Origin of the sequence: Planktotalea sp. (assembly GCF_039984035.1) — a bacterium.
GTDB lineage: Bacteria > Pseudomonadota > Alphaproteobacteria > Rhodobacterales > Rhodobacteraceae > Planktotalea.
The window spans coordinates 20,270-35,219 of record NZ_JBDWVM010000188.1 but is presented as its reverse complement, the minus strand read 5'-3'; the positions used below and the strand labels follow the sequence as shown (position 1 = coordinate 35,219).

The window sequence follows — 14,950 nt, the reverse complement described above, 5'->3', positions numbered from 1 at the left end:
GTTCAGTCGGGCTTTGGCCTGCAGGCTCCGCAGGCAAATTGCCACCCGGAGCCATCGTTTGCGGGAGGTTGATCGGCTCTAGCGTTGGGTCTTGCGGCATCAGTGGTTGGCTGGCCGACGATCCACCGTTGCCAGAACTTTCGCTCGGGACGACCAATTCCAACATATTGTTGCGTTGGAATGGATCAACACCGCGCCCGCGTAGCTGTCGCACCGCGTCATAATCAGAGGTCGGCGCGAGCCCGTATTTTTGTGCAGCGCGGCGCGCCATTCGAAGCTGACGACCTGTGAGACCTTCACGTTTGATCTCATCAATCGTCTGTTCAATCGACGCATTTGCTTTTGGCTGTTTTGGAGCAGCCTGAGCTTTGCTCGGCGCATCCTGTTGCTCCGCGGCTTTGCGTTGTGGCGCGGCATTTGCGGCAACGGCCTTTTTGACGGGCTGTATACGTCCAACGGCTTGCGGCTGTGCAGGTGCTTCCGGCGCAGGGCGCGGGGCTTTGGCCGCAGCTTCAGGAGCGCTCCCTTCAGAGAGAGCACCTGTTCGCTTGATGCGGAATTTCTTAGCCTTGGGTTTCGTAGTCATAGAGCTGTTTCGCCTCTTCCAAGGTATCAAACATATGCAACTTACCGTTCATTAGAACAGCAGCGGAGCTTGCGAATTTTTCCAATGTGTCGGGTTGATGCGACACGATAATGATCGTTGTTGTGCGCAACCGTTCGCGCAGGATTTCACCTGCTTTGCGGTTAAATTCTACGTCAGTGCTGTTCGGCATGCCTTCATCGATGAGGTACATATCGAAATCGAGCGCGAGCAGGAGCGCAAAGGTAAAGCGCGCGCGCATGCCGGAGCTATAGGTACCAAGAGGCTGGTCAAAGTATTCGCCAAGACCACAGAGCCACCGACAGAAGGCTTCTACATAATCCGGGTCCAGCCCGTAGAGTCGCGCGATATATCGCGAATTTTCCATTGCTGTGTGCTTACTTACGACGCCGCCCATAAAGCCAAGCGGGAAAGAAATCTTACAACTCCGCCTGATTTCGCCTTCGTCAGGTTTCTCGAGGCCAGCCATCATGTTCACCAGCGTCGTCTTGCCTGTGCCGTTAGGCGCCAGAATTCCCATGGAGCGGCCAAGCTCCACGCGAAATGACACACGATCAAGGATAACCTTGCGCTGCGTCCCGGTCCAAAAGGACTTGCTGACGTTCTCAAACTCTAACATTTACCTATCCGGCCTGCTGTGCCGCTCACCTATACCGTAGGTGTGTTAAGCATTCTTTATGTGCTAATTTTGTCCACAGTATGTCATATCGATCTTCATTGTTTCAATGGTTGCAGGCAAAGCTTTGAGAAGGAAATGGGAATATACATAAAAAAAGCCCCTCCCACGGGGGGAGAGGCCTGATTTTCTTAAGATATTTTAGATGTCTTGTTTTTGAACACGTGTGATCTTGCCAGCAATAATCGCGACAAGTGCAGCGGCAAAGCTGAACAACGCGCCCATCTTCGCAGCATCCTGAACCGGACCTGCATCAAAGGCGACAGATGCGACAAAGAGCGATACCGTAAAGCCAATCGCAGCCACAAAACCGATAACAACAAGATCGATGATACGCATCCCTTGAGGAAGGCCAAGGCCCAGCGGACGTGCCGCGACCCAGCCAAAGAGCAAAATGCCAACTGGTTTACCGATCAACAGACCTGCCAGAACCAGCCAAGTGGCATCGCCAATAGATGAGAATTCAACGCCGGCATTCAGCAAACCAAACAAGAAAAGCACGATCTCAACGGGATGTTTGAGCCAGTGCTCAATCGTGTTGAGAAGGTCGGTGAGATACTGCTCTGCTTCACTGAAAATCCCGAAAGCACGGTCTGCATGGGGGATTGTTGGAACGATGAACAGCAGGCCCAAAGCAGGGTGAATACCAGAGCGCATAAAGCCATACCAGCTGACGCAACCCGCGAGGAGATACGGCAAGAAGCTCAACTTATTGCGCACCCATGTGGAATTTGGACGCGCTTCCTTGCCGCGATCCAAGCGACGTGGCAGCCAGTTGAACAACACATAAACGGCGATGGCGGCGGCGAGCGATACAAGCAACCATTCGGGTGCAAGCTCACCTGATGGGTAAAACACAGCTAGGATGATCAGGCCGACCGCATCATCCGCAATCGCCAGCAAAAGCAAGAAGCGTACCGCTGGGTGACCAGCGCCAAAGACAAGGCGACCAATCAGATAGGAAAATGCGATGTCTGTGGCGGTTGGAATAGCCCAACCATTTGCAACAGCGCTGTATGTATCGCTGCCAAGCATCGCAGCAAGGCCAAGATAAACAGCAATAGGGCCAAACATACCGCCAGCTGTCGCGAACAACGGCGTTGCTGCCTTTTTCCCACGCAAAGACCCGTTTTTTAGAATAACGGCTTCCCAAACTTCTTTCGCGGCAATCGCAAAGAAGAAGGCCATCAGAAGATCATTCACCAAATAATGCAGTGTAAGCGTGCGATGCCCGTCGTGATAATGGCCAATCGGCGCATGATCCCAAATCACGAATTCGACGAAGTGATGATAGCTGCTGGGATTCGTATTTGCCCAAATCAAAGCAATGATCGCGCCGATGATCAGCAAAAGTGAATAGTTAGTTAGAAAGTTCCAAACGCGATACATGTTATTCCCCTTATTGTCTTGCACGTGTGCCGTCTGCGCAAGTTGACGCAGTGGATACAACATTGAACCCTTGTCGGCAACGCACAGGCAGGTCAGTTTCAAGTGATATGTCCCAAGAACTCGCAACTTTGATCCAAGATATAGAACGTTGTCGCCACTGCGCCGAAAAGTTTGCGCTAACTGCGACGGCGCACAGCCCTCGTCCTGTGATTTGGGCCAGCGCTGAGGCGCCCGAACCGCGCATCCTGATCGCAGGGCAGGCACCAGGCGCGCGGGTCCACAAAAGCGGTCGTCCTTTCACCGACCCATCGGGCGATCGTCTGCGCGATTGGCTTGGGCTTGATGAGGCCGCGTTTTATGACCGCAGCAAAATCGCAATCGTGCCGATGGCTTTTTGTTTTCCGGGCTATAACGCGAAGGGGAGCGATTTGCCGCCACCGCCCATTTGCGCGGCCACTTGGCGCAGGCCGTTGATGGAGGCAATGGGCGATGTCCCGTTAACCCTGCTCATTGGCGGCTATGCGATGAAGTGGCACTTGGGCCGCAAATCCGGCGTCACAGAGACCGTCGCAGCGTGGCAAAGCCACGCGCCGACCGTTTTTCCCTTGCCGCATCCGTCATGGCGCAATACCGCATGGCTCAAGAAACACCCTTGGTTCGAGGCAGAGCTCCTGCCAGTACTCAGGGCGCGCGTGAAAGAGGTGCTGAAATGAGCGAAGAAACCCCCCTTGATCTGGCACATGCCGCAATGGAAGCCGCACCCGAAGACGACGCTGCGCGCCTGCGGTTTTACGAACGCCTCTCGGATAGCGAACTCTTTCTGTTGCTCACCAAGGACGTTGAAAACGATCAAGTGGACCCAGAGGTTTTTGACCTCGGCGATGTGCGTTTTGTGTTGGTCTTTGATCGCGAAGAACGCCTGTCGCAATTTGTCGGCAAACCCGCGCCTTACATTGCGTTGTCTGGCCGTGTGATTTCCCAGATGCTGGCGGGGCAGGGCATTGGCCTTGGCGTGAACCTCGAAGTCGCGCCCTCGCAAATGCTGATCCCGCCAGAGGCAGTTGTTTGGCTTAACGATACGCTCGCCCATAGCCCCGATGAGGTGAACGAGCGCGCCCAAGAACTCTATGCGCCCAAAGGCCTGCCCGAAGAATTGCTGACAGCCATAGATGCCAAACTCGCCAGCGCTGTGGGCCTCGCCCAAAACGCATATCTCGTTGCCGTGAAATATGAGGGCGGCGGCAAGGGCCACCTTTTGGGCTTTGTCGGAACCCAAGAGGGCGCAGAAAGCGCACTCGCTAAAGCCGCTGGTGAAGCGTTGACTTTCTCTGGCATTGAAGCGGGCAGCATCGACGTGGGTTTCTTTGACGCCAACGATCCTATGGCGGCGGCGATGGCCAAGGTCGGCTTGCGTTTCGTACTCCCCAAACAAACAGCGCGCACCGAAACCATCCGCCCCGCGCCGGGGTCTGATCCTGATAATCCACCCCTGTTGAAGTAGGTGTTCAAATCGTCAATACCTATGGTGGTGCGATTGCAATTAAGGATTGAGTAATGAGTGCGACCCGACTTCTAAAAGACTCGCTTTTGATGATTAAAAGCCAAGAGCGCAAGTTGCTCACCGTTTTCGCTCCTGTTTATTTACTTTGGAAAGCGTTAGAATTTGTTTTTTTGCGCAGTGCAGATGTTGGCGGAACCTCAGATGGCGTTGGCGCATTGGCTGCTGCACCTTACATTGCAAGCCTTGCTATTTTGAGCTGTAATATTGTGCTTGGAATAGCTTTGGCGGTGATGTGGCATCGTTCTGTTCTCAATCTCGAAGACATTCGTCCACGCAGGGCCTTTTTCGTAGGCTACCTTGTTCAAAGCTTATGGCTAGGCTTAATATTGGTGCTTTTTCTTATTGTGCCGATTGTCGCTGTGAGTTTCTTGGTAGTTGCAGGTGTGAGTTTCTCGCCAATTGTGATTATTGTTGCGTTTATCGTTCAATGGATCGCAATCAGAATTTCGCTCGTTCTACCCGATGCAGCGACCTTGCAGCGCGGTATGACGCTACGCAAAAGTTTTGACCTTACCGCGCCGCGAAATACAGAGATCTTAGTCGCCGTAGCTGTAATGTTTGCGGTGCAGACGTGCGTTGAATTGATCGGCTCGCCAGACCAATCTCAAACCGTGCCAACCATCGTTCAGTATCTGATCCAGATTGCACTTTTCCCTATCTCGGCTCTGATAGGATTGTCAGTGCTGACGCAGCTTTACAAAGATGAAGTCTTGGCAGAGGCCAACGCCTAATACCCCGCATCCCGATCCACGAGATGTAAGAACGGCTCACAAGCTTTGCCGCGGCGGATGTTTTCAGCGATGCACTGGCTCGCTGTCCATGCGCGGGTTTCGGAGGCGATGTGCGGTGTCACGGTCACTTTGGGATGCGCCCAAAACGCGTGGTCCTGAGGCAGGGGTTCAATGCGAAACACATCCAGCGTTGCATGACCCACTTGCCCTTTGTCGAGTGCGGCCAACAAAGCGTCATCATCGACCAAAGGACCACGGCCCGGATTGATAATCGCGGCGCCCTTGGCCAGCCATGACAGGCGCTCAGCGTTCAAAACATTCTCGGTGGCGGCGGTATCTGGCAAGAGCAGAACAACAATCTCTGCACCGTCTAAGGCCGCTTTCAAACCGGCATCGCCGTGAAAGCAATGAACGCCTTCAATCACCTTCGCGCTACGGCTCCAACCCGAGACGTTAAACCCAAGATGGGCCAACGTTTGCGCGCAGACGCGCCCAAGTTCGCCTAGTCCCAACACCGTCACAGAACGTTGCTCAGCGAGGGGTGGAGCGATCGGCTCCCAACGGTGATTGGGGTTTGCGATATGCGCGTCCATACCCAAGTGATGGCGCAGCACATGACCGGTGACCCATTCCTTCATCCCTTGGCTCAGCCCATGATCAACCATGCGCGCCAGCGGCACGTTTAGGGTCGGGTTGGGGGCAATCGTTTCAACGCCAGCCCAAAGGCTCAACACCGCTTTCACCTTGGGAAAGACGGAAAAATCCTGAACAGAAGAATTCGGTGCGTAGACGATGTAATCCACATCTGCACTCGGGATATCGCAAGACACATGCGCGTCGACGCCTGCATTTTTCAACGCCTTGTTCAGAGGTGTCTCATACTCAAGCCAGCGCTCAGGTTTGGCAGCAAATAGAACCTGAACCGTCATCAGCGCGGCCTATGCACATGGGCGCTCTGCACGAGGCCAAAACCCAAAAGCAAGATCAACATTGCCGATCCCCCGTAGCTAACCAAAGGCAGTGGCACACCAACGACCGGCGCCAATCCCATGACCATCGACATGTTCACTGCGAAAAATAGAAAGAACGTGGCTGCGATGCCTAGCGTCAGAAGCGCGGCAAACCGGTTCTTATTCTTCAGCGCAGACGCAACGCAAAACAGAATGATCAACAGGTATAGGACTAAGAGCGAAAACGCCCCGATGAACCCGAATTCCTCGGCTAAAGTCGTAAAGATAAAGTCGGTGTGTTTTTCCGGTAGGAAGTTCAGCCGCGACTGTGTCCCTTCCATAAATCCGCGCCCTGTCCAACCACCAGAACCAAGGGCAATTTTACTTTGCGTGATGTGGTAGCCCGCGCCAAGCGGATCACTCGCAGGGTCCAGAAACGTGTCGATGCGGCGGAATTGATAGTCCTTCAAGAGCTGCCATTCGGTACCGCGGCTTTGAAAGACGGCGGCAATCAAACCAATACCGCTGGCGAAAACAGCCGCGAAATAGGCCCAATGCACCCCTGCCATAAACATGATTAAACCACCGCCCGTGATCAACAAAAGCGAGGTGCCCAAATCAGGTTGGCGTAGCACCAGCATCGTCGGTAACAGGATCAGAATAACGGGGATTGCCACCCAAAGCGGGCGCGAAGTGCGCGGCAAAGGGAGCCAATCGTAATAGGCGGCGAGCAACATCACGAGAGCGATTTTCATCAGCTCTGATGGCTGAAGTCGCATGAACCCAAGATCAATCCAACGCTGCGCACCCATGCCGAGAGAGCCGAAAAATTCAACATAAAGCAGCAGGAGGATCGACGTGCCATAGGCCACGCCTGCGATGTTGCGCCAGAACCAAATTGGCACCATCGCGATGATCAGCATGAGCGTAAAGCCAAGCAGGAAACGTTTGATCTGCGGCTCTGCCCAAGGGCTAAATGATCCGCCGCCCACAGAATAAAGCATCAAAAAGCCGATGCCTGCGACGCTGCAAATCAGGACCAGCAAGGCCCAGTTCAAATGCAGAGCTTTCGAAAAACCGGTTGGAACCGATTTGACGGTATATTCAAGATAACTCATGCGCGGCCGCTCTCGGTATCTGAATCGCTGGGCTGCAATTCACGTAGTCGCTTTTGTAGCGCGCGCGCGCGTGAGCGATCTTTCGCGGGATAGGCCTCAAGGGGTGGGTCCTCACCATACAACGCCTGCAATGTGATATCGCGCGCAATCGGTGCCGCTGCAGTTGATCCACCGCCGCCATGTTCGACGACAACGGCAACCGCGATTTCAGGATTGTCGTAAGGTGCAAAGTTTACGAACAACGCATGATCTCGGCGTTCCCAGGGAAGGTCCGCATTTCGCGTCACCCCGCGCGCACGTTCGGCCGCAGAAATGTTGCGCACTTGGCTCGTACCGGTCTTGCCTGCCATGCGGAAGGCATCGGCGATAATGCGGCTGCCATAGGCCGTGCCGCGACGATTGTTGGAGACTTCAAACATCGCCTTGCGGATTTTGCGCAGGTTGTTTTCGTTTATCCCTAAATCTTCGCCAGCGCGGCTGGGTTGGGCGATGCCATCAATCGTATTGATCAAGCGCGGTGAAATACTCCGCCCCGTGGCAAGGCGCGCTGTCATAACCGCCAATTGCAAAGGAGAGGCCAGAACGAAGCCTTGTCCGATGGACGCGTTAACCGTATCGCCGATCACCCATTCTTTGCCCCGTTGGCGTAGCTTCCATGCTTTGTCTGGGGCCAATCCTGAGGCGACCGCTGACATGGGCACATCATGACGCTCGCCAAAGCCGAGTCTACGCGCCATTTCTGATATCTTTTCGATCCCGACCTTGAGTGCGAGATCATAATAATAAACGTCACAGCTTTCGCGCAGCGAGAGTTCTAGGTTCATGTGCCCGTGACCAGACCGTTTCCAGCAGTGGAATTTGCGATCACTGACTTCCAAGTGGCCGGGGCAATGCACGGTGTCTTCAGCGGTGATGAGGCCCGCTTCCAAAGCGGCCATAGCAGTGACCATTTTAAAGGTCGATCCGGGCGGATAGGCATCCTGCACTGTTTTTGACGCCAAGGGACGGCGATCATTATCGCGCAAGAAGGCATAATCCGCGACGGAGATACCGCGCACGAACTTATTGGGGTCATAGGTTGGTGAAGACGCAATCGCGAGCAAGTCGCCGCGTTTCAAATCCATCACAACGACCGATGCGCTTTCTTCGCCAAGACGCGCTTGCAGATAGTTTTGCAGTTTGTGATCGACTGTTAGCTGTACATTCGCGCCGGTTTGCCCTTCGCGGCGATCCAGCTCGCGCATGACACGGCCAACCGAATTGACCTCAACGCGTTTTGCACCGGCTTTTCCGCGCAGCGCATCTTCATACTTGGCTTCAACGCCGACTTTGCCAATCTGAAAACGCGGAATGCGGAGCAATTGATCGGGGTCTTCAATTCGGTCCAGATCACGTTGACTGACAGGGCCAACATAACCCGCCACATGTGCAAAGGCAGAGCCGAGCGGGTAGCGCCGTGACAGACCAACCTCGGGTGTCACGCCTGGAAGCGCAGGAGCGTTCGCTGCAACGCGCGACAGTTCTTCCCAAGAGATACGATCCGCAATCGTCACAGGTAGGAACGGCGCACTTCTGTTCATCTCGTTCAAGGCGCGGTTCAGATCGTCGTCATCCAGTTCAACAAGTGTTGAGAGACGTGCAATGACTGTGTTCACATCGCCTGCATCCTCGCGCACCATGGTGATGCGATAGCTTGGTTCATTCTCGGCTATCACTGCGCCATTGCGATCAAACAACTGGCCGCGCGCAGGTGGGATAAGACGAATATTGATACGGTTTTCATCGGCGAGCAGCCGGAATTCATCCGCCTGATCCACCTGCATAAACCGCATGCGCGCACCAAGAAGGCCGACAAAAGCAACCTGCGCACCAGCTACGATCAAACCGCGTCGGTTGATCTTAACTGCGCTTTCAGCCGTTTCTGTTGCGGACCGTCTCATAACCTATGCCCCAATGCGTCAACTTCACCCGGCGCTGCCCGACGCACTTTGAAAATCACATGCGAGACGACAACGACGATAGGATATAAGGCTATGGTCATTCCCAGCTGAATCAAGACCAATCTGAGCGAAGGCGCGGGAATAAAGAAAATTGCCAGAAAAATGCGATGGGTCAGCGCTACGCCAATCATCATGCCTGCGACGCTCATCCATTCGACCAGATAAGGCGTATCTCGATTGGCCAAAGCGCGCGCGCGCAGAACTTCTGCTGCGACGACCATCAGCGCAGCTTGCAAGCCAGGTGGGCGTTGAAACAATAGATCAGCCAATAGGAAAACACAGGCGACATTAATTGCAGGCACATATTCTGGTCGCCGCAACGCCCAAGCAAGCGTCAACGCCATGAGCCAATCAGGGGCGGCCCACCCATTAGGAACTGTCTCAAGTGGCAAAAGTTGCAGAAAGATCAGCAGAAATGCCAAAAACAGATAAACACACCGCATAAACCACATGCGAGAGGTGATGGGATCAACCATTGCCCGCCTCGCTGGTTTGATCTTCGTCGAAGTTTTCAGGCTCAGTCGGTTCGTTTGACGGCAATTCCTCAGGGCGGATCAAACGCCCCGTATCCTCGATCCGCTCAGCGCCGTAGTTGCGCAGCACGCGCAGAAATTCGAGTCGCTCGTAATCCGCAGCAAGGCGCACGCGCAAACGGCCACCTGGGTCTTTGGCAACTTGGCCAATTACAAGCCCCGCAGGAAACACGCCGCCATCACCAGAAGAAACAACGCGATCACCGGGGCGCACCAAATCGGGATTTTCCAAGAAATCGATGGGCGGTGAGCGGGTGTTGTCACCCACGACAATCGTATTCTGACCTGAAGGCTGAATGACCGAAGGAATTCGGCTCGTGGTATCTGTTAGCAAGATCACACGCGATGCATTCGCGCCAACGCCTGAAATGCGACCCACAAGGCCAAGCCCATCCATTGTCGCCCAACCATCTAAAACACCATCGCGGCGCCCAACGTTCAACAACACAGACTGGCGATAGGGTGATCCACTATCCGCCACCACAACGCCCGTCACATGGGTCAATCGAGGATCAAGGCGCACAGAATTGAGATCGAGCAGACGTGCGTTCTCTTGTTCAAGCTGGAGCGCCGCCTCTTTCCAACTTTTCATTTGCTGGAGTTCTCGGCGCAGTTCTTGGTTCTGCTCGTAAATCCGCTGATAGCTCTGAAAATCGCGGACCAGATTGACCATCGCGGTCACTGGCACCATCGCCCAATCAAAATTCGGCACTACACGGTCAATCACAGCCATGCGAAACCGCTCTACGCGTGGGCTATCAATCCGCCAAACGAGGAAAATCGCGAGCAAGCAAAGCACAATGATCCCCGCAAGCAACCGCTTTAGGGGGCCAGTGAAATCTTCGCTTTGAACGCGTTCGTTGGCCAAGTCACTCTCCGCTGCGTCAGGGTTAACGCCCTTTGCATATCACGAAACTGAAATCAGCTATCGTAGTCAATCGCGTGGCGTAGCTGTTTTTCGTACTCTAGGGCTTTACCGGTGCCAAGCGCCACACAATTCAGGCTCTCATCCGCGATTGAAACGGCAAGGCCCGTTTGCTCGCGCAGCGCCAGATCAAGATCGCCGAGCAACGCGCCGCCGCCCGTCAGCATTACACCGCGATCTACGATGTCTGCGGCAAGATCAGGGGGTGTCGCTTCAAGCGCGGTCATCACCGCTTCGCAAATCTGCTGCACAGGTTCTGCCAACGCTTCAGCAATCTGCGCTTGGGAAATTTCGGTTTCTTTCGGCACGCCGTTCAGCAAATCGCGTCCGCGAATTTGCATGGAAGCGCCACGTCCATCGTCAGGCATACGCGCTGTACCGATGGATGTTTTGATGCGCTCAGCGGTAGATTCGCCCACAAGTAGGTTTTGCTGGCGACGCAAATAGCTGATGATCGCCTCATCCATGCGATCACCACCCACGCGGACAGAACGCGCATAAACGATGTCGCCAAGGGACAGAACCGCGACCTCAGTCGTACCACCACCGATATCAACAACCATGTTACCCGTCGGATCAGTGATCGGCATGCCAGCGCCAATTGCGGCGGCAATAGGTTCTGCAATCAGACCGGCGCGACGTGCACCAGCGGAGAGAACCGATTGACGAATAGCACGTTTTTCAACGGGCGTCGCACCGTGCGGCACACAGACGATGATCTTCGGCTTGGAAAAGGTAGAGCGTTTGTGCACTTTGCGAATGAAATGTTTGATCATTTCTTCGGCTGTATCAAAATCGGCAATCACACCTTCGCGCATGGGGCGAATGGCCTCGATAGAACCGGGCGTACGGCCGAGCATCAGCTTTGCATCTTCACCAACGGCGAGAACTTTCTTAACGCCGTCTTTGATGTGATAGGCCACAACCGACGGTTCGGACAATACAACGCCTTTGCCTTTGACGTAGACAAGGGTGTTCGCCGTGCCAAGGTCGATCGCCATATCAGACGTAAAGAGGCCTGAAAGTTTGTCCCAAAATGCCATGTGCTGCGGTCCTGCTCAGAATTGGTATTGGTCCATATGGTGAGTCTAACGGACCAGTTGTTCTTATAGGGTGTTTTTACTGAGGGAAAAGGGGGTTCAGCGCGTCAATCGGCGCTAAACCGCCCCAATTTTAGCAACAGGGGGGTGATTGTGCGGTCATGCAGAATTTTGCAATGCGCGGTTTGCTAAATGCGCATTCCTAAAGTGAGCTACCCCAAATCCGCCCAATCAAAATAACCGCCATCTGCGGGATTCACAAAGACGCTTTCATCTAAATCCCCGAGTTGCGCGTTTAGGATAACAACTTTCGTATCCCCTTCGGTGTACACGATATGGTTTCCCACCTGCGCCGAACCGGCCATGAAGATATCAAACGCATCGTCTGCATCCCATGTTCCGTTGTTGCTCGGACCAGTCCAAAGCTTATCTTCTGCAATGTTGAAATCGCGGATAACGGTGCGGCCCGAAACCTCTCGGTCACCGAAATCTGTCACGAAAACAAACGCATCCGCGCCTCGACCGCCATACAACATGTCACGACCGTTGGTGCCGTCTCCTGCGATTAGAACATCGCGACCGTCACCGCCGAGCAAGGCGTCATCGCCTGCGTCGCCGTAGAGGACATCAGCGCCGCTGCCGCCGTGTAATTTGTCATCACCAGCGCCGCCAAACATGGTGTCGTTCTCTGACCCGCCAAACAATTTATCATCGCTCGATCCGCCGCGCAGATAATCGTTGCCCACACCGCCGATCAGCACATCGCCGAGATCGTCCGAACCGTCACCGCTCAGACTATCATCCCCTGCGCCGCCAAAAATTAAGTCGCTTCCATTGCCGCCGCTCAAGCTATCGTCGCCGTTGCCACCTTTTAGAGTGTCATTGCCTTCGCCGCCTAAAATAGTGTCATTGTCCGCGCCGCCAAATAGACCATCGCGGTCTTCACCACCGGAAATGTAGTCATTTCCTAAGCCGCCAAAGACGACGTCTTGCCCGTCGCCTCCGTAAACTGAATCATCGCCGGAGAACATGTGCGCCTTGATTGGGCCACCGGCCTCCATAACGCGCACAGTGTCATTGCTGCTTCCGAATTTCAGCGTGACGTTGGTTCCAAGTGTATGAACAATTGTGTCACTATCGCCGTACTTTACAAAGGTATTAGAGGTTCCAAGCAAGTAAGCCGTTGGGAAAGTACTTTCATCGTATTCCGAGTGACTGAATGCATAACTCCCGGAGATGCTTCCGAACAGGGACGTTAATGGTTCAGAACTCGTCAAATCGAATGGGGTGCTTACATCGATGTTGAGATCAATACCTTGGAATAAAACGCGGCCTTCCCATTCCCAATCTGGGAAACCGTAGGCCTCATTTAGCAAATCATCGTCAGGTTCATTTCGTAATACGAAAGCTGTAATTGTGCCTGAAACAAGTTCATTTTCTAAGCTGTAGGTAAGACTGATTCCTTGGACATCCAAAATCCAATCGGTTCCATATTCGTCGACGTCGAATTCTGTGAGCGTTAGAGATGTTTCCGAAAGATTTGAAACAACGGGCATAATTAAACCACCTATACATATAACAACCCTTTAAGATTACGGCCATTGTCGCCCTCGTTTCAAGGGCTGCGATGACGAATAGCAGGTTGTTCGAAGGGGAATAAATCGCCTGCAAAATCATGATGTTGCAGGCGATCGGCATTTTAAGACACGTCTTTGTAACTCACACCTTTGGTGTCATAGCCCACATCCGTTGTTTCGCGGCGCACGAGCAGGCGGTTCAAGGCGCTGACATAGGCTTTGGCAGAGGCGACAACCGTATCCGTATCCGCTGATTGGCCCGTGACGATCTTGCCGTCCTCTTCCATGCGCACGGACACTGTCGCCTGCGCATCAGTGCCTTCGGTCACCGCATGTACCTGATACAGTTGCAAACGCGCGTTGTGATCGAACAGCTCTTTCACCGCGTTGAACGTTGCATCTACAGGGCCGTCACCCGTCGCTGTCGTGGACTTTTCTTCGCCATCCACAACCAAGGTCAGCGCCGCTTCTTGAGGACCGTCCGTGCCGCAGACAACGCGCAAGGATTTCACGCTCAAACGATCAGATTCCGCATCCGTCGCCGTGCGCATCAGGGCGATCAAATCGTCGTCAAAGACTTCCTTCTTGCGATCCGCCAGCTCTTTGAAGCGAACAAACACGTCCTTCAGCTGGTTGTCTCCCAGCTCAAAGCCCAAGTTCTCCAATTTAGAACGCAGCGCCGCGCGGCCCGAGTGTTTGCCCATGACAATGTTCGTTTCTGTCAGACCCACATCCTCAGGGCGCATGATCTCGAACGTTTCCGCGTTCTTCAGCATTCCATCTTGGTGAATACCGCTTTCATGTGCGAAGGCATTTTTGCCAACAATCGCTTTGTTGAATTGAACTTCAAAGCCAGACACGGCCGCAACGCGGCGCGAGATGTTCATGATTTTCTTCGTATCAATGCCAGTGGTGTAGGGCATGATGTCGTGACGCACTTTCAAGGCCATCACAACCTCTTCCAAGGCGGTGTTGCCCGCGCGTTCACCCAGACCGTTGATCGTGCATTCAATCTGACGTGCGCCGCCTTCAACAGCGGCCAAAGAGTTCGCCGTCGCCATGCCCAGATCATTGTGGCAATGGGTGGCAAAGATGATCTCATCTGCACCAGGCACTTTGTTGGTCAACATGCGGATCAAATCGGCGCTTTCCACTGGGGCGGTGTAGCCAACGGTGTCAGGAATATTGATCGTCGTTGCACCTGCTTTGATTGCGATTTCCACAACGCGGCACAGATAATCGTCTTCCGTGCGCGTCGCATCCATGGGCGACCATTGGATGTTGTCACACAGGTTGCGCGCATGGCTGACCGTGTCGTGAATGCGCTCGGCCATTTCATCCATATTCAGGTTCGGAATGGCGCGGTGCAGGGGGGATGTGCCAATGAACGTGTGAATACGTGGCTGGCGCGCGTGCTTCACCGCTTCCCAGCAGCGATCAATATCGCCAAAGTTTGCGCGGGCAAGGCCGCAGATCACGCTGTCGCGAGAGTTCTGTGCAATCTCGCTTACCGCGCGAAAATCGCCTTCAGACGCAATCGGGAAACCTGCTTCAATCACATCAACGCCCATATCATCGAGCAAGCTGGCAATTTCCAGCTTTTCATCATGGGTCATCGTCGCGCCGGGGGATTGTTCACCATCGCGCAATGTGGTGTCGAAAATAATAACTCTGTTTTTGTCAGTATTGGTCATGGAGTGTCTCATTTGCATGGACCTGCTTTGGCAGGTTGAACCGGAATATCTTGGTGAAGTGGCGCGATCTTGTCTCCCCTGAGCGCTCGCGCCGATCCGGCACGCTCAGAGGCAAGTAAGTAGGAGAAGGAGCGCGAGGCCAAGCAGAGACG

At 54.0% G+C, this 14,950-nt stretch carries 13 protein-coding genes and 1 pseudogene; 3 read left to right on the top strand and 11 right to left on the bottom strand.

Annotated elements, in window-relative coordinates:
- The 3 genes and pseudogenes from ABJQ89_RS08760 to ABJQ89_RS08750 all read right to left on the bottom strand — a co-directional run.
- Positions 1 to 586 (bottom strand): annotated as a pseudogene (locus tag ABJQ89_RS08760) (capsule biosynthesis protein); the annotation flags it as partial.
- Positions 564 to 1,223 carry an ATP-binding cassette domain-containing protein gene (locus ABJQ89_RS08755; protein WP_348495869.1) on the bottom strand — a complete coding sequence of 220 codons (660 nt, stop codon included), beginning with the start codon at positions 1,221 to 1,223 and terminating at the stop codon, positions 564 to 566. The gene ABJQ89_RS08755 and the pseudogene ABJQ89_RS08760, both read right to left, overlap by 23 nt.
- A 198-nt stretch (positions 1,224 to 1,421) precedes the next feature.
- Positions 1,422 to 2,669, bottom strand: coding sequence for a Na+/H+ antiporter NhaA (locus ABJQ89_RS08750; RefSeq protein ID WP_348495868.1), 1,248 nt, complete (start codon positions 2,667 to 2,669; stop codon positions 1,422 to 1,424).
- A gap of 107 nt (positions 2,670 to 2,776) precedes the next feature.
- On the opposite strand from ABJQ89_RS08750, the gene ABJQ89_RS08745 reads away from it, so the two are divergent.
- Genes ABJQ89_RS08745 through ABJQ89_RS08735 form a run of 3 tightly spaced genes read left to right on the top strand, consistent with a single transcriptional unit; the run spans position 2,777 to position 4,961 of the window.
- Entirely contained in the window at positions 2,777 to 3,382 is a 606-nt protein-coding gene (locus ABJQ89_RS08745; protein WP_348495867.1) for a uracil-DNA glycosylase family protein, read from the top strand.
- The gene (locus ABJQ89_RS08740; protein ID WP_348495866.1) at positions 3,379 to 4,170 is read left to right on the top strand and encodes an SseB family protein; all 792 of its coding nucleotides are present in this window, start codon (positions 3,379 to 3,381) and stop codon (positions 4,168 to 4,170) included. Before ABJQ89_RS08745 ends, ABJQ89_RS08740 begins: the two co-directional genes overlap by 4 nt.
- Before the next feature lie 53 nt (positions 4,171 to 4,223).
- Positions 4,224 to 4,961, top strand: coding sequence for a hypothetical protein (locus tag ABJQ89_RS08735; protein ID WP_348495865.1), 738 nt, complete (start codon positions 4,224 to 4,226; stop codon positions 4,959 to 4,961).
- Here the strand turns inward: ABJQ89_RS08735 and ABJQ89_RS08730 are convergent.
- From ABJQ89_RS08730 to ABJQ89_RS08695, 8 genes are all read right to left on the bottom strand, one after another.
- On the bottom strand, positions 4,958 to 5,890 hold the full coding sequence (locus tag ABJQ89_RS08730) for a glyoxylate/hydroxypyruvate reductase A (RefSeq protein ID WP_348495864.1): 933 nt from the start codon (positions 5,888 to 5,890) through the stop codon (positions 4,958 to 4,960). The two genes, ABJQ89_RS08735 and ABJQ89_RS08730, sit on opposite strands and share 4 nt — an antisense overlap.
- Complete coding sequence (rodA, locus tag ABJQ89_RS08725; protein WP_348495863.1) at positions 5,890 to 7,029, bottom strand: rod shape-determining protein RodA; 1,140 nt, start codon at positions 7,027 to 7,029, stop codon at positions 5,890 to 5,892. The genes ABJQ89_RS08730 and rodA overlap by 1 nt, the downstream gene beginning before the upstream one ends.
- Positions 7,026 to 8,969, bottom strand: coding sequence for a penicillin-binding protein 2 (gene mrdA / locus ABJQ89_RS08720; protein ID WP_348495862.1), 1,944 nt, complete (start codon positions 8,967 to 8,969; stop codon positions 7,026 to 7,028). The genes rodA and mrdA overlap by 4 nt, the downstream gene beginning before the upstream one ends.
- Positions 8,966 to 9,505 carry a rod shape-determining protein MreD gene (locus tag ABJQ89_RS08715; protein WP_348495861.1) on the bottom strand — a complete coding sequence of 180 codons (540 nt, stop codon included), beginning with the start codon at positions 9,503 to 9,505 and terminating at the stop codon, positions 8,966 to 8,968. The genes mrdA and ABJQ89_RS08715 overlap by 4 nt, the downstream gene beginning before the upstream one ends.
- Positions 9,498 to 10,430, bottom strand: a complete 933-nt coding sequence (gene mreC / locus ABJQ89_RS08710) for a rod shape-determining protein MreC (RefSeq protein ID WP_348495860.1) — start codon at positions 10,428 to 10,430, stop codon at positions 9,498 to 9,500. Before mreC ends, ABJQ89_RS08715 begins: the two co-directional genes overlap by 8 nt.
- 53 nt (positions 10,431 to 10,483) lie before the next feature.
- A complete protein-coding gene (locus ABJQ89_RS08705) occupies positions 10,484 to 11,530 on the bottom strand; it encodes a rod shape-determining protein (protein ID WP_348495859.1) in 1,047 nt (348 codons plus the stop codon).
- Positions 11,531 to 11,739: 209 nt separating this feature from the next.
- The gene (locus ABJQ89_RS08700; RefSeq protein ID WP_348495858.1) at positions 11,740 to 13,083 is read right to left on the bottom strand and encodes a calcium-binding protein; all 1,344 of its coding nucleotides are present in this window, start codon (positions 13,081 to 13,083) and stop codon (positions 11,740 to 11,742) included.
- 143 nt (positions 13,084 to 13,226) lie between these two features.
- Positions 13,227 to 14,798, bottom strand: coding sequence for a 2-isopropylmalate synthase (locus tag ABJQ89_RS08695; RefSeq protein WP_348495857.1), 1,572 nt, complete (start codon positions 14,796 to 14,798; stop codon positions 13,227 to 13,229).
- Positions 14,799 to 14,950: the final 152 nt, after the last annotated feature.

Excerpts from the sequence above, each read along its gene's own strand:
- ABJQ89_RS08755 (WP_348495869.1), bottom strand. The coding sequence starts at position 1,223 with ATGTTAGAGTTTGAGAACGTCAGCAAGTCCTTTTGGACCGGGACGCAG.
- ABJQ89_RS08750 (WP_348495868.1), bottom strand. The coding sequence starts at position 2,669 with ATGTATCGCGTTTGGAACTTTCTAACTAACTATTCACTTTTGCTGATC.
- ABJQ89_RS08745 (WP_348495867.1), top strand. The coding sequence starts at position 2,777 with ATGTCCCAAGAACTCGCAACTTTGATCCAAGATATAGAACGTTGTCGC.
- ABJQ89_RS08740 (WP_348495866.1), top strand. The coding sequence starts at position 3,379 with ATGAGCGAAGAAACCCCCCTTGATCTGGCACATGCCGCAATGGAAGCC.
- ABJQ89_RS08735 (WP_348495865.1), top strand. The coding sequence starts at position 4,224 with ATGAGTGCGACCCGACTTCTAAAAGACTCGCTTTTGATGATTAAAAGC.
- ABJQ89_RS08730 (WP_348495864.1), bottom strand. The coding sequence starts at position 5,890 with ATGACGGTTCAGGTTCTATTTGCTGCCAAACCTGAGCGCTGGCTTGAG.
- rodA (WP_348495863.1), bottom strand. The coding sequence starts at position 7,029 with ATGAGTTATCTTGAATATACCGTCAAATCGGTTCCAACCGGTTTTTCG.
- mrdA (WP_348495862.1), bottom strand. The coding sequence starts at position 8,969 with ATGAGACGGTCCGCAACAGAAACGGCTGAAAGCGCAGTTAAGATCAAC.
- ABJQ89_RS08715 (WP_348495861.1), bottom strand. The coding sequence starts at position 9,505 with ATGGTTGATCCCATCACCTCTCGCATGTGGTTTATGCGGTGTGTTTAT.
- ABJQ89_RS08705 (WP_348495859.1), bottom strand. The coding sequence starts at position 11,530 with ATGGCATTTTGGGACAAACTTTCAGGCCTCTTTACGTCTGATATGGCG.
- ABJQ89_RS08700 (WP_348495858.1), bottom strand. The coding sequence starts at position 13,083 with ATGCCCGTTGTTTCAAATCTTTCGGAAACATCTCTAACGCTCACAGAA.
- ABJQ89_RS08695 (WP_348495857.1), bottom strand. The coding sequence starts at position 14,798 with ATGACCAATACTGACAAAAACAGAGTTATTATTTTCGACACCACATTG.